Source organism: Halobacteriovorax marinus SJ (assembly GCF_000210915.2).
Taxonomy (GTDB): Bacteria; Bdellovibrionota; Bacteriovoracia; order Bacteriovoracales; family Bacteriovoracaceae; genus Halobacteriovorax; species Halobacteriovorax marinus.
The window spans coordinates 3,195,548-3,211,390 of sequence record NC_016620.1; the positions used below are offsets into that span (position 1 = coordinate 3,195,548).

At 36.9% G+C, this 15,843-nt stretch carries 7 protein-coding genes; 3 read left to right on the plus strand and 4 right to left on the minus strand.

The window, feature by feature from the left end; all coding sequences use genetic code 11:
* Positions 1-134 precede the first annotated feature (134 nt).
* On the plus strand, positions 135-5,057 hold the full coding sequence (locus BMS_RS15265; protein ID WP_157868306.1) for an Ig domain-containing protein: 4,923 nt from the start codon (positions 135-137) through the stop codon (positions 5,055-5,057).
* Here BMS_RS15265 and rimO read toward each other — a convergent pair.
* Positions 5,050-6,426, minus strand: a complete 1,377-nt coding sequence (gene rimO / locus BMS_RS15270) for a 30S ribosomal protein S12 methylthiotransferase RimO (protein ID WP_014245725.1) — start codon at positions 6,424-6,426, stop codon at positions 5,050-5,052. The genes BMS_RS15265 and rimO overlap by 8 nt on opposite strands.
* A gap of 130 nt (positions 6,427-6,556) precedes the next feature.
* On the opposite strand from rimO, the gene BMS_RS15275 reads away from it, so the two are divergent.
* Positions 6,557-8,563 carry a lytic transglycosylase domain-containing protein gene (locus BMS_RS15275; RefSeq protein ID WP_014245726.1) on the plus strand — a complete coding sequence of 669 codons (2,007 nt, stop codon included), beginning with the start codon at positions 6,557-6,559 and terminating at the stop codon, positions 8,561-8,563.
* Here the strand turns inward: BMS_RS15275 and BMS_RS15280 are convergent.
* Both BMS_RS15280 and smc read right to left on the minus strand, forming a co-directional pair.
* Positions 8,553-9,158: a LolA family protein gene (locus BMS_RS15280; RefSeq protein WP_044557707.1), complete on the minus strand. Its 606-nt coding sequence runs from the start codon at positions 9,156-9,158 to the stop codon at positions 8,553-8,555. The two genes, BMS_RS15275 and BMS_RS15280, sit on opposite strands and share 11 nt — an antisense overlap.
* Positions 9,159-9,206: 48 nt before the next feature.
* Complete coding sequence (gene smc / locus BMS_RS15285) at positions 9,207-12,887, minus strand: chromosome segregation protein SMC (RefSeq protein WP_044557708.1); 3,681 nt, start codon at positions 12,885-12,887, stop codon at positions 9,207-9,209.
* A 290-nt stretch (positions 12,888-13,177) separates the two neighbouring features.
* Here smc and BMS_RS17230 point away from each other — a divergent pair, with 290 nt between their 5' ends.
* On the plus strand, positions 13,178-14,770 hold the full coding sequence (locus BMS_RS17230) for a HAMP domain-containing methyl-accepting chemotaxis protein (RefSeq protein ID WP_052590728.1): 1,593 nt from the start codon (positions 13,178-13,180) through the stop codon (positions 14,768-14,770).
* On the opposite strand, the gene BMS_RS15295 is transcribed toward BMS_RS17230, so the two are convergent.
* Positions 14,767-15,696 (minus strand): SEL1-like repeat protein, encoded by a 930-nt coding sequence (locus BMS_RS15295; RefSeq protein ID WP_044557709.1) that lies wholly within the window; start codon positions 15,694-15,696, stop codon positions 14,767-14,769. The genes BMS_RS17230 and BMS_RS15295 overlap by 4 nt on opposite strands.
* Positions 15,697-15,843 lie beyond the last annotated feature (147 nt).

Sequence of the window (15,843 nt, forward strand, 5' to 3'; positions counted from 1 at the left end):
GCTGCCTCTATTTTCGGGCAATTTTACTCAAGCTCTCTTTACTGAATAGGCAATTTTTTCCACTTAAGAGTTTGAAATTAAAGTACTCTCTCATCTTTCTAAATATCCGCTCAGAAAGTGTCGATAATAAGACTATGAGAACTTTATGGAAGATATCGACATTTTTAGTTTTATTATTCACCCTTACAGCGTGTATGCCGGACAGCCTCACGAAGTTTAAAGAAGCACCTACTAAGAAAGTAGATGATACAACTTCGGCCGGAGGTAGTGGCGATGATACAGATGAAGAGGAAGTAGAGATTGTTACAGAGTTAACAAATCTTGAAATCCCTCAATATGCTGACCCTGTTAACGGGGACCTCATGCTCTTAAATGTCGACAATATAGGGACTCTTAAAGCTGGTGATAATATTTTCTCATCTGCAACAATGTTTAAGACAACAGATAAAGGTGCTGCGAGAATTATTCAAGTTGCGCCTGACGATACGGGAACATCAGGAAAGCTACTCGTTAGAATTACACTTGCTGCGGCCGGTGTAACGAGAGTATTTAATGAGGACGACTTTGTAGACAATTGCTCTCTTGGTTATGCAAATTGTGCTGTTGGAGCTTCTACAGCAACTAAAGTTGGTGGAACATCATTTTATTTTGATCCATCTGGAACACCTGCCTTTTCAAGAACACTAACAGTAGATTCTACAAATCCTGTTCCAATTAAATTTAGAGTAGAGCCAAGTCTACCTTTAGGAGTTAGTTTGAATGAAGACACAGGTCTTCTTCAATCTCCAGTTGTACCTTTTACAATTGCAAATACTTTTGACTTAGAAGAGTACAACTTCATTGCAGAAGTTGCAGAAGATAATTTCGGAGAAATTCTAGACGAGCAAGAAACTGTTTCATATCTTGACTCTATCAGTTCAAAAGTTGGTTCTCAGGCCACTACAATTTCTAACTATAACTTTTCTTATAAGTTATTAAACGGTGACAGAATACTTATAAAACTCGCTAATACTACTGGTATTTACACTGGTGATACTCTCTATTCATGTATCTCTTCAACATTTACAAGCTGTAATAGTAATACTGAGTATACGGGAATTGGAACTGTTTATCATGTTGATACAGAAAATAGTGAAGTCTACTTGACTGTTGCAGACGTTAACGGAGCAGCAAATCCAAGTGAGTTCCTTGACGGATACTACGTTCATAAATCAAATGGGTCATTATTTACAATTCAAAACGGTTCTCCATCGAGACTTTATAACTCTAGTTCAACTGGTATTTCATTTACACCAGATTGGGAAGTTGATCCTGCAGGAGATGGAATCACTGTTCTTTTCAATATAAACTCTCTTATTCCAGGGATGTCTATTGATACAAACACAGGTGTTGTTTCACTAACTGCTCCTATTCAACTTAGTACAGAAAATGAGTACCAAGTGACAGCGATTAACTCTGCAACGGGTGAAACTATTTCAAATTATGTTTTCAAACTTGGTGTTTTTGATCCACCAGGTGGCATCTCATATTCACTTCCGACACTAAACCTTGGGATTGGAAGAGACTCTATTGACTACGAACCTTCTCTTACGCCAGCAAACTTTGCTGACGCAGAAAGTGTTTACTATAGCGTTGCAGGTACTATTGTTTCAGGAATTTCTTTTGAAGAAGAGTCTGGAGCATTCCAAGGTGTACCAAATGCATACGATGCTGGTACTCTTTTAACAATTAGTGGATTCCATCCAAGATCTGGATCAACTGCATTTGCCTCAACAACTTTAACAATTAGGGCCGGTACACCAATTGATGATTTCTACTATCCACAGTATCTTAACGAGTATTTACAATTAACTGTTTCAGATACATCAATTTTTAGCCTTGCTCAAAATATTTCATCTAACAATGGTGCTCAAGGTACTGTTTCATATATCAATAGCGATACGAGCCAAATTGTAGTGCAAGTAACTGCAAACCTCACAGGTAATCAGGTTTTTAAAGCTGGTGATACATTAGATAATGCTGGAACATATTCTTTTCCAAAGGCAAACCTCACGAGTGTAGTGCATATCTTTAATTCGGCAGCAGGTGTTGCTTCTAGAGTACCCGCTCTTTACAATAACTCACAAGCAATTGCGCTCGCTGGTGGAGAAGTTGTTACTTATAATGTAACTCCAAGTCTACCTGCCGATTTTACAGCTTTTAATACAGCAACGGGTGAAATTGACGGTGATTCTTCACTACCTCTTTCTCTAACGTCAGCTAGAACTGTAAATATTCTTCTAACAAATTCAATTGGTGAAATTACTACTAAGCCATACACTTTCTTGGTCAAGAGTGCTCCAATTGAAGCAACAATAGGTAGATACCAATTCATAAGACTTTCTCAAAACTTCAATCGCTTCTATATCGGTACGAGATTTCAAACTGCTGCAGGTATTAAAGGCAGAGTTGTCCACAAGATAGGAGACGCTACAACAGGTGGATTACTTGTCGAGGCTCAGGGAACAATTGAAGCTGGCGATCAGGTTGATAATGTCATTCCTTACCAGGCTGCTGAAGGTCGCGTAGAGAATTATATCTTTATCACACTCAAAGATGTTACGACTCTTGCTGCTTCAGACACAATTACAACTCCTGATGGAGACAACGCTACAATTGTAAATGTTATTGGCGCAGAAAATAAACTCTATGTAAAAATAAATAGCGGTTCATTTGAAACTGGTGAAATTGTAAATGCAGGTACTGCAACAGAAAGTATTGTTATGGATGTCGTAACGAAGCACTATGCTTCTCACATCTTAAAACTTGCTAATGCAGCGGCTTTCCAAGTTGGTGGATATATCTCTTCTAACACAGGAGCTGCCAGTGCTGATGTAATCTTCAAAGAAGATGCAAATGACTATGTTTACTTACAAGTTATAAGCGGGACATTCTCAGAGAATTCAAATGTTGACGATCTAGCGACATATGCTGCTGCAGCGTCGACAGTTGATCAGATTGCAGGTCCAATTGTCACAATCACTTCTTCAGGGAATGCTGGAGGTAATAATGTTACATCTAGTACAAACCCATTTGCAGAGGGAGCAACAATCACAGCTGACAATGGTTCACATCAATCATCAGGTATCGTTCTCGATGTTGTTGGAAACGACTTTACAGTTGATGTTAAAGACTTAAAAGGAACAAATGCCTTTGAGGTTGGAGATGATATTGATGATGCAACACCATTCAACTCAACTCTTGGAAGTGCAAACTCAATTACTGCTGTAAGCACTACAAATATTATTCCAATCTATGTTGGTGAAGAAACTTATATTGAAGGTAAGGTTAAGGGTGTATTTAGTGATGTTTCTCTAACTCCAGACACTCTACCTTCTGGACTAAGCTTCAATAGCACAACAGGTGTGATCTCTGGTATTCCTACAGAGCCACAGGTAAAGACAACTTATACTATTACTTACTCTTCACCTGGTGATGCCGATGCAACATTCTCATTTGAACTGATTACATATAATCAATTTGAGCTTATTCAAGAAACAGAGAACGCTTCATCATTTAATCTTCATAAAGAAGGTGAAGGTTTTGGAACAACTTCATGTAAGATCCTAAGCTCACAGGTATCAGAAACGAATGACTCTAACTATCAGATGAATGATGTTGTCTGTAGATTAGAGGCCGGAGAACTTGATCTTTATAATAGAGGTGCAAACTTAAAAGTTAAGTCTGGTGCGGGAATGTGTGAATACGTTCGCTACGTACCAGAAACTCACAAAAGTTACCCTGCAGGTAGAACTGACTCATACTATGTTCAGTACTCTGACTTTGCGGGAACATGTGCAGGTGGTATTTCTTCTTTAAGTATCCCTGACCCTCTTGCTGTTGGTGGACCGATTGAACTTGTTGAAACGGCTGCTGACAATAACGACAATATTCCTATTAATGCCAATGGAGATGTCTTCTTTGGAAGAAAAGTATGTCTTACAGGTGATTGTCTAGAGAGATTTGCGGTATCTGCTGATGGTGCGACTTCATGTCAATTTGATCACAGAGAACACCAAACAGGTCTTAACTGTGACGAAGGTAGTAACTGGGTTGCAACAGTAAGTTGTGAAGAAGATGATGATACTGGTGCCTGTACTTGTACTTCTACAGACTTTGTAGAAACAAGATGTGGTGGTAGTCGTTACAACTGTATGAGTGGTGCAATTAAGAGTACGGAGCTCGATACAGAGAGTGAGTCATCACTTATTGTAAACTCATTCAGTGGTGTAACTGCAGAGTTCCCAGTTGATGCTCCTCAGTCTCAGGGTCAGTATAGTAATACTATTATCTCAAATACGACGAGAGCAACACAGTGTAGAGACACTACTCAAAACTTTGCTTTTGATAGTTACGATAATGCTGGAAACCTAACAACATTTATTAGTAACCTTGCAAATTATAACCAAATTGATACAACAGCTAGAGGTTTCTGGGCAGACTTAAATCCAACAGGAAGCTCGGCCATGAACGCTAACAAGTTCTACGAATACCATTGCCTTGATGCCTCATATAATATTAAGGCGAGAATTAGACTTCAAATCAGAGACTGGAACGAGAGTTTCAATCCAGAAACACCTGAAATTGAAATCTTCGATAACGGTGGAGCTATTGCAGGTATCGATACTTCAGGGCCAAATTGCTTCGGTGAAGAATGTGATCAAAGATGGGACTGGGATAGTTTAGTTGATGGTCTCTCAGCTGGATCAAGACCAAATTATACTGTTGCCGCAGGGTCTTGCTCTAGAGGTGGTAATGCAACTTTTGCATCAACAATTACAACAGTCGCGGGAAGTAACGTTCTAACAGTAAGTGGTGGTGCACTTGGAAGTGATATCACAATTGGTAGTATTATTAAGGTCGGTGCAAACCTAGCTGGTAACGAGTTTAGATACTTTACAGTGACTGGCTATACTTCAACTACAATTACAACATCAACTCCTGCCGATGTTACAGTATCAGGGCTAGACTGGGAGCTCATAAGAGACTTCCCATTCCCACTAGATCATACTAATTAGTAAGGACAACTCGTCCAACTAAATCATAATCTAAAACTTCGGTGATCTCGACTTTAACGAGATCACCTGCTTTTAGATCTTCAATATCGCTATCATTAATAATTACTTTTCCATCAATATCTGGAGCTTGACCAATGTGACGCCCTTGTATGAGGAGTTCCGTTTCTTCGTGCTGACCTTCAATAAGAACATCAATCAACTGACCTTCATACTTTGCATTAAGCTCTCTAACAATCTCTCTTTGAGTTTCAAAGAGCTGATCAAAACGATCGTCGATCGTTTCCTGGTCAACCTTACCTTTTAATCTATAAGCAGGAGTTCCCTCTTCATCTGAATATCTAAAGATTCCAAGGTGATTAAATCTCGCCTTCTTAACACCCTCAAGTAACTCTTGAAAATCTTCATCAGACTCACCTGGGAAACCTACAATAATAGAAGTTCTTAGAACAATTCCCGGAATTCTCTCGCGCAGTCTCTCTACGCGATTCATGATTTCGGCTCCAGTAATTCTTCTATTCATTCTCTTGAGTACATTATTTGAAAAGTGTTGAACTGGCATATCTAAATAGCTACAGATCTTCTTGCTATTTCTCATCTGCTCAATAACTTCATCAGTAAGCTCATCTGGATAGAAGTAAAATAGACGAACCCAATCAATTCCTTCCACTGTTTCAAGACCATTTAAAAGCTCGTGAAGGTTATTGTTTTCATCTAAATCGACACCGTAGTCTGAAAGATCCTGTGAAATTAAATTAAGCTCTCTAACTCCTGACTCAGATAGTTTCTGCGCCTCAGTCACAAGAGATTCAACAGAGCGAGATCTTAGTCTTCCTCTTAGTGTTGGAATAATACAGAATGTACAATTTCTATTACAGCCTTCAGAGATTTTTAACCAAGCTGTATAGAAGGGCGAAGTATTTAGTCGTGGATCAAACTCAGTATGAATGAACTTTGGAATTTCAACAAAAGACTTCTTCTCTAATTTATTATCTTCTAGTGCCTTTAGAAGAGGCACTATTTTATTATACTCTCCAGTTCCAATGAACATATCCACTTCGGGTAGAGACTCTTCTAATTGATCAGAATATCTTTGGGCCATACAACCAGAGACCACGAGAGCTTTACAGTTGCCTTGCTCAGTATCTTTGTAATCCGCAAGATCAAGAATAGTTTCAATAGACTCTTGTTTTGCGGCCTCTACAAACGAACATGTATTTACAACGATAACTTCCGCACTATCTGGCTCAGGAACAACCTTAAACCCATCAAGGCCCATATAACCAAGCATAACTTGTGAGTCTACTAGGTTTTTAGAGCAACCTAGGGAAGTGAAAAATACAGTGCGGTCTTCAAACTTAGTCGTTTGCATAAAAGTTCCTTAAATTTAAAAAATATCTTGAGCACTTGTAATATAAATTCTTCCAATAATCAAAGGGTTGTGTAATTTTTCATTGAAATAGCAGATTGCATTTTTCAGCACCTGCAAATAGACTTAAATCATGGAAAATAAAAGACTTTTTACCTTCATTTTACTCTTAATTCTCAGCTCCTCTTGTTCGAGAAATGTTATCAATCCTCCTCACCCAAACTTTATGAATTTGACGGGCAGCCTAGAGCCTTCAAAATCAGATATTTTGGCGAAGAAGTTTCATCTAGCAAACTTAGATTTCAATAATAAATATTTTGAAAAATCCTGTAGTGTTTATGAGGAACTATTAGAAGAAGGTGACTTCCCTCTTCAATCCATAGCACTTATACGAGCGATAAAGTCGTGTGACTGGACAGTTACTAAACTCATTTCCATCTGGGATAGTAAAAGTGTTGAGCCATGGCTTGCTCAGGATTACCATCTCATTTCACTTGAGGTTGCAAAAAGTAAAAATATAAAACTATGGCAAGCCAAGCATAACTTTGCACTCTACCCTTTTGAAAAAAGAAAGGAAGAGAAAGAGAAGTTTATTAGAAATGCTCTAGAGATTGCTGAAGACGAGCAGATAACTGAACTCGTCACTAAGTATAACGAAGAACTACAGAAAATCTCTCCCCGCTTTATCACTGCCCCTAGCGATGAATTGCTCTATGATGTGGCCAGAGACTTCGAAAGAGCAAGAGAGTATGACAAGGCGATAGCGACATATGAAAATATCATTAAGAATTCAAGTATCGATCTAAAAATTAAAATAAACTCTTGGCACAGAATCACTAGAGTATTTAAAAACAAGAGAAGAAAAGATCTAGCATTGAGTTCTACTAAAACTTTAGTTAACTGGATTACTAAGAATAAAGAATTATTTGGAACTCAATATGGGTATGAGCTAGTAGAGGCCAGAACAAGATGGGCCAGAGCAACTTGGACAGAAAATAATCTTCCTCTAGCAAAGAAAATTTTAACAAACACTCTTAATAGAAATAATCCTGAAAGCGAACAAGCTGCCACAATCTACTATCTACTTGCGGGAATAGCTAAGGAAGAGAAGAAAATTAAATCGGCCATAGTCTATCTAAAAAAGTCAGTGGACCTAAGCACTAGCTCGCAAAGGGAAGATATTCTCTGGCAACTCGCATGGCTTGAATATAAGAGAAAGAACTACTCTGAATCCACAACTCTCTTTAAGAAGTTACATAGTGAGTACGATGATGTTTCCAAATATACCTATTGGTTAGCGAAATCTCTTTCCCGTGAAAAGAAAACAAAAGAATCAATTGAATTCTTTTCTAAAACAATTGAACTCAATCCCTTTGGATACTATGGCATTTCGGCAAAGAGAAATCTTGGTCTAAAAGATGGATTTAACTTAGAAGTTATTGAGAGTTCTAAAGATAATCTCTTTGAGTGGCTAATTGCTCTAGGAGAATACGAGAAGGCTTCAAAATACTTAGATAGTCTAATCTATTCATCAAAGTCAGCCTCTAGTAAACTTTCTCTCCTAGAGAGAATGAATAGAGCTAGAAACTTTCAAGGAAGTTTAAAAACATTCTTCAATATGGGCGAAGATCAAAGACTAGAGATAGAAAAGAAGTTTATCCAGTATATCTATCCAAAACCAGTTCTTGAATCCAAGTATCTTGAGAATAACTTTGATAACAATCTAGCCTATTCAATTATCAGACAAGAGTCGGCCTTTAACAGAGAAGCGAGAAGCTTTGCAGATGCTTATGGTCTTATGCAAATCATTCCTTCTAGGGCAAAGAAATTGGCCAAGAAGCATCGTATTCCTTATCAAAATACGGAAGACCTCTACGATATTGATGTGAATATGGCCCTTGGTGTTCACTATCTAGAGGATCTGAAAAAAATGTTTGATTATTTACCAATGGCAATTGGATCATACAATGCAGGAGAAGCTGTTATGAGTCGCTGGGTAAAGTCTAGGTATCAAGGGGATATAGAGACTTTTATTGAAGATATTCCATACAGGGAAACTAGAAAATATATTAAGCTTGTTCTAAGAAATTACTATATATACCAGCAGCTTCCCATAGATAAGAAAGTCTTTATCTATTAATCTTTGTATTGGCGGGCACTTTGAAAACAAAGTGCTCTTTCTTAAACTTCGGACCTTCAACTATTTTAGACAATTCAAGCTTCTTCGTTTTCTTATTAGATAAAGTCATTTCTACAATTTTTAAATTCTTAAATGTAGCGGTATCTTTTTTAAAAGTAAGCTTGGCCTTCTCTACACCTAAATCCTTAATAATAGTTTTTGAGAATTCTAGAAAGTACTCTCCAGCTTTATTCTTTGAAACTTTATATAACTTATTTGTTAACAATCCCTTTCTCAAAATATCTAGAAACTTTGTAAGCTCATTCTTAGTTGCATCTTGGATAGTCACTTGTCCAGGCTCAGACTCTATGAATGCTGGAGTATAGTACCAAGTTTTAGAGTCATTACTAACGTAAGTAAGACTCTCTGGCGAAGATGTCTCCAATTTAATATTTCCAGGATACATATAGTCCATTGTCCCCTTAGACCTTTTCTCCTTACCAGTGAGAGCACTCTTATAGACTTGCTCAAAGCTTGCAGAAAAACTATTAGGAATAAATCCTGTAGCGAATGTTTGATTGATAAATAGTAATGAAATTAATAAGAATTTAGTCATAATAGTGAAGCCTCCTAAAGACTTCACTATTATAACGATTTATGAAAATTAGTGCAATTGTACTGATACTGCTTTTGATACACCTGGCTCTTGCATTGTCACCCCATAGAGAGTGTCGTTCAATTCCATTGTCTTCTTATTGTGTGTAATAAGAATAAATTGAGAATCTGAACTCATCTCTCTTAGAAGTTCATTGAACCTACCTACGTTTGCATCATCAAGTGGAGCATCAACCTCATCCAGTAAACAGAACGGAGAAGGCTTAACAAGGAATATAGAGAAGATAAGAGAAACCGCTGTCATGGCCTTTTCACCACCTGACATGAGGTTAATATTCTGCATCTTCTTCCCTGGTGGTTTCGCAATAATGTCTACACCACATTCGCTGTCATTTATATCTCCAGTTACCTTAAGCATGGCCTCACCACCACCAAAGATAATTGGGAAAACTTTTCTAAATCTCACATCAACTTCTTCAAAGGCGATTTTAAATCTTTCCTTAGATTTTTCATCAATGTGATTAATTGCTGTTTCAAGATCTTCTAAAGATTGCTTAAGTTCAACTTCTTGTACTCTTAGGAAATCAAATCTTAGCTTTTGACGATCGTAATCTTCGATGGCCTGCCAGTTAATTTCTCCAAGACGGTTGTACTCATTCTTATAATTCTTTAACTTATTTGAACATTCCTTAAGATCTTGTCCATATCTTCTATGGAATTCGTAAGACTGCTTTTCAATAGTAACGAGTCCATTCTCAGTTTCCATAAAGTGCATCTGTCTTGTATCAATAAGATCATCAAAGTCATCTTGATCGTACTCAAGGAAGCCACCAATGGCCTCACGAAGATCGATCTGATATTTTTCAAAGATATTCTTAACAACTTCGACTTCATCGTTTTGCCACTGATTAATCTTAAGTTCATATTCAGTTATATCTTTTTCGTTCTTAGCGATTTTCTTAGAAAGCTCCTTAACTTCATCTTCTCTCTCCTGCATAGCAAGTAAGAGCTGAGTTAAGTCATCTTTCATAATTCCAAGAACATCATCTCTTTCCGATAGCTCTGAAGCCATTTCTTGATTAGATGACTCTAAAGTATCAATTTGATCATTCGTTGTTTCAATCTCTTCATTATATTTTTCAATTAACTCTTTATTAGAAGCAATTCTCGCTGTCTGCTTATCCATTTGAGAATTAATATCTTCAATCTGAGACTGAATTCCAGAAACTCTTTCTTTGAAAGTATTGATCTCAACTTGTTTTTCCATATAAGCTTCGCGTTCAGTCTCATATGTACTTTTAAGGTCTGCAAGTTCGGCATTCTCTTCTTCAAAGCGAGTGCTTAATTCTTCTAGCTCTTCATCTAGAGAAGATTTATTTTTAGAGAGAGAATCTTCACTCTCTAACATATCTAATCTAGACTTAGAGATTTCTTGTTTTCTCTTCTTTAGAATTTCAAGTCTTGTATTTCCAGACTCCATACCAGAGAGCTTAGACTCAAGTGCTGATTTCTTAGCAGCATGATCAGCTCTTGCTTCAGAGAGAAGATTTCTCTGCTCTTCTAAGCTATCTCTCTTCTGCTCTAGAACGAGAGATTTCTCCCCTGAATTTGTCTCAAGTTCAGCAACCTCAACTCTTAACACTTCAATTTCTTTTTCCAGCTCTTGGATCTGATTATTTCTTTCGACAACACCCTGCCCCTCAGAGCTTCCAGACATTGTTAAAATTTTACCATTTCCAGGATTCTTCACTAGAAGCTTCCCATCAGTTGAACTAATGGCCTTAAATCTAATCGAATCAGAAATTGATTTAAAAACTTCTTGATCAAACTTACTTGCAATAAAGTAACCGTCAAAGAAAGGAATTAATTTTGATTTATATTCTTCAGGAAGATTTAAAAGTTCGTGTACAGGAGTAATATCTCCACCCGTAGCAACTCTTAGTCTCTCTAAAGTTTCCTCTGAAGTAATGTCTCCATTCTTATTTGGGGCCAAGAACTCAAGAGCTTTATCATTATTAGTTTTACACCACTCAATTACAGCTGAAACATCTTCATCTGTAGAAACAAGAGTGTCCATAAAGTCACTTAGAAGGTTTTGAACGGCCTTCGCGTGATCTTCTTCACACTGAATTAAATTACCAAGTAATTGATACTTATCAGAATCTACAGTCTCAAGAAACTCAACTGCACCTTCCCTTACACCGTCCATTGCCGCAGCAATTTCTTGAAGAGATGAGAGTTTAGATTCTTTAGTAATGAGTGACTTACTCTTTTCCTTAAGTTTAGCATCTAACTCTTTATTCGCTGAGATTAACTCTTCGATTTCAGACTTAAGCTCTGACTCAACTTCCGTAAGTTTCTCAGATAATTCTTGAGCAGTATGAACTGCATCTCTTTCATCTGCAATTTGAGTTGATACTCCAGAGTATTGCTTCTCAAGTGCCTCAATCTCTTCTGTAATATCTTGAAGGTTAGCTGCATATTCTTCGAGCTTAGAAGTATTTTGAAATGCTGCTTGAGAAAGAGTGTTAAGTTCAGATTTCTTTAACTCAATCTCTTCTTTTAAAGTATCCACCTGATCTGTTTTAAGCTCAAGTCTCTCTTTAAGTAATTCTATCTTCTCTTCTACTTCTTCAAAATTAACAGTTTCTTCATTTCTAGTTTGAAGTTCAACTAAAGAATCTTCAAGGGCCTTAATTTTTTCTTCCCTCTCAACTAGTTCCTCTTCGAGTTCAGTCATTTCTTTCTGTCTTGTCTCAATGAGGTTTTCTTTATCAGTTAGTGTCTTACAAAGATTTGAGAATCTCTCTTCCGCAGTTGCAAGTTGAGTAGATATTTCATTTCTTTCTTTTTGAAGAATTTCTAATTTCTCAGTTTGTTCTTCCTTCTTAAATCTCTCTTCTTCAAGTGAGATCTCTAAGGAATTCTTTCTTGTTCCCCAACCCTCTAATTCAAGAGTCTTTTCATTTAATAACGTCTTCCCATCTCTTAAATCTTTTAAGAGATCATAAACCTTATGCGCGTGAACAATAATATCATTTCTTTTAATTTTTTCTTTTAAAGAACGAGCTCTCTCGGCCTTCTCTGCTTGCTTTTGCAGGGCCTTTAAGTTCTTCTCAATCTCAGATTGAAGATCTTGAAGTCTATTAAGGTTTTGCTCTGTTTGCTCAATCTTCTTAAGCGATTCTTTTTTTCTAACCTTAAACTTTGTAATCCCTGCAACTTCTTCAATCATTGTACGGCGCTCTTCTGGCTTGGCCTGTACAAGTCTGTTGATCTCACCTTGGGCGATAATAGAATAAGACTTTGCCCCAGCTCCGGTATCCATGAAAACTTCTTGAATATCTTTCAATCTCGCTGGGTAATTATTAATTCTATATTCAGTTTCACCGTTTCTATATAGCTTTCTTGTTAATTGAATTTCAGAAGGGCTAGAAACTTTATTTCCAATATGGATATGCTTTCCATCATCATTTCCAAGAACTAGTGTAGCTTCAGCATATGCACCTGGATTATATTTTGATGAACCAGCAAATATTAGGTCTTTCATGGATTTACCACGAAGGTGCTTCGCCGATTGCTCACCCATGACCCAAAATAATGCGTCTACAATATTTGATTTTCCACAACCATTTGGTCCTACAATACCAGTAATCCCATCGTCGAAATGGATAGTCGTGCGATCTTTAAAGGATTTAAATCCCTGTATAACAAGTCTCTTCAATTTCACAAGCGCGTCCTTTGCTTGAAATGTGTGTGTATGTCTTAGGAATCTACCATTAATAAAGGCATTTCGTACACGATTAAATGCAAAATGTAAGATCTTGTGAGGCCATCGCAACACGTACTTTCAACAACTTGGACTCATTTATTTATAGTGTGCTTTTTATTGTTTTTTGCTAATTCACTATTTTTATAAGAAAACTTAATTAACTCTCTTAATCTTGCCTTAAGAAATTAACCCTAAAGCTCTAAATTCATATACCGATACTTAAGAAAACTTAAACCTTGAGAGCGGTTATGAAAAAAATAAACTTTAAAATCAAACTACTTTTATTGTGTTCTTTTATGTCTCTAGTTAGTCTTGTCATAGGGGCAGTTTCCTACTTTGGATTCGATCACTTTAGTGAACTTGCAAGTGAGGTTAATCATGACGTCATTCCAAGAAGCACACTTGTTCACACTATGGATGTCAATTATCAGAAAACGAGAATTGCCGTAAGAACATTGGGCCTATCCAATCTATCCGAAGAAGATCGAGAACAGGCCATCGCGGACTCTCTTACAGCTGTGGCGAACTATGAGAATGCAGCCAAAGATTTAGATACTAGAATCACGAAACCTATAGAGAGAGAACTCTTTAATAATGTTGCTAGTGAATGGGCCGACTTTAAAAAAGTTGGTGTTCGCGCTATCGAACTGGCAAAAGTCTATGATGAAGCGGCCAAAAAAGATCTCTTAGAAATTTTCCTCGTTCACTGCCCCAAAGCCGCTAAGAGCTACCAAGCAGTATTAGACGAATACACAAAGAATATAGAAGAAGAAGTTCTTTCTTCATCAGAAGATATTTCTAGAACAACTCATTTTTTAAATTATCTTCTCATTGGTATTTCTTTAAGTGGTATTTGTATTGGGCTAATTGCCGGGATCGTCTTTGCCAATAAGATTTCTACTTCGATAAGAGCGACAGTTGAGTCTCTAACAGAGAGCTCTACTTTTCTAACAAATAGTGCAAATAGTATTGCCGAAACATCTCAAAACCTTTCAAGCTCAAGTGAGCAGCAAGATTCATCACTTCAAGAATCATCTGCTTCACTCGAGGAAATTAGCTCAATGGTGAGAATGACTGCTGACAATGCAATGAAGTCAAACGACCTTGCCAATAGAAGTTTAGAAAGAGCTTCTCGTGGTAAGCAAGTTGTTACAACGATGATTCATTCGATGAATAATATTAATACAGATATTGATACTATTGTAGATGAACTCGATGGTAATAATGAAAAAATGAAGCATATCACAGAGCTTATAAATAAGATTGAGGAGAAAACTCAAATCATTAACGATATTGTTTTCCAAACAAAGCTTCTCTCGTTCAACGCCTCAGTTGAAGCGGCGAGAGCTGGCGAAGCTGGAAAAGGTTTTGCGGTAGTTGCAGAGGAAGTTGGAAACCTTGCTCAACTTAGTGGTAAAGCATCTGTTGATATTGCAGAAATGGTTTCAAATAGCGTTGAGCAAGTAAATCATATTATTGAAGATTCTAGAGGAAGAGTTTCTTCCCTCGTTTCAAATGTTAGAACTAGCGTTAACAATGGTTCTAGTATTGCCAATGAATGTGGTGAAATCTTAGAGAGCATTGTCGTCAGTGTAGCCGATGTAACATCTGCTATTTCAGATATATCTACAGCTTCACAGGAGCAGTCAAAAGGTATTGAAGAGCTTCAAGAGTCCATCTTACAAGTAGACTCTTCATCAAAATCGAATACGGGAATTGCCAAAGACGCATCAGAGATAGCTGTAAAACTGAAAGGACAAGTTGTCACAGTAAATAGTTCTATCATTGAAATTCAAAATGTTATTTTTGGTAACTTTGAAAATAAAAAGAAAGCCGCTTAATTAGGACAAAGAGTCTTATCAAGTTTACACCCAAGCTCTCTAAATTTATTTGCGAGCTTGGGATTTCTACTTTGGTAGTTCGAATATTTCATACAAGAGCTAGCCGATGGTCCAATTTCTGCCTGACAACTTCTTCTATAAAAGCTCATTGACCTCGCAAGGTTTTTCTTTTCAATACTCTGAGCAAACCTTAAGCAACCAATTCCAAGATCTAAGTCACAGGCCTTCTCAAAAGAAGCAAACTCGAGCTTCTCCTCTTTTTGCTCAACCTCACCAAGCGCCAAACACCCATAGGGAGATTTATTATTACAAGAAGTCTCCGCCCACTTTCTAGCGTCTTTTAAATTTCCAAGAAATAAGAAGTTATTGGCAAGCATTGTACAACTTTCAAACTTTTCAGCTTTACAATCTTTTTCAAGGAGAGACATTCTTTCTTTTAACAGCCTTAAATAAATTTCTTGATCACTTGACTCACTCTCACTTAAATCTTTTGCTGCACTTCTTATGATTTTCGAAAAGTAAGTATCGTATTTTTCTTTCTCTTCACATGAAGACTTAAGCCCTAACTGACATCCTTTTTCAAAACTCTCTACGGCCTCAATATAAGATTTTTTCTTAAAGTAATATCTAGCGAGATGTAGACAACCTGTTGGAAAATTATAATCACAAGACTTCTTAAGGAGATCTAAACTATTCTTAGTTTGATTTAACTTTTGGTTAACCCTCTCTAAAGCAAAGCACGATTTACCATCCTTTAAATCACACCCCTTCTTAAAGTAAATAATGGGAGCAAGCTGATCCCCTCTCTTAGACATTTCATAGGCGTATTCAAAGCAATCATTTGCATTCGCCTTTTCACACGAATCCTTTAGATCCTTAGCGCTAATACTTAGAGATAGAATGAGTGATAGAAAAACTTGTAACATATAGTAATAATATAACACGGTGTTGTTATTCAAAAAATCTATAAGTTACTAGTAATTGAATCATGCTATATAAAAATTATAGATTCTCTCATTTTTAAACACAGCACAATAAATTCTAGATATAACTCCTCTCCAACGAAAAAGGGG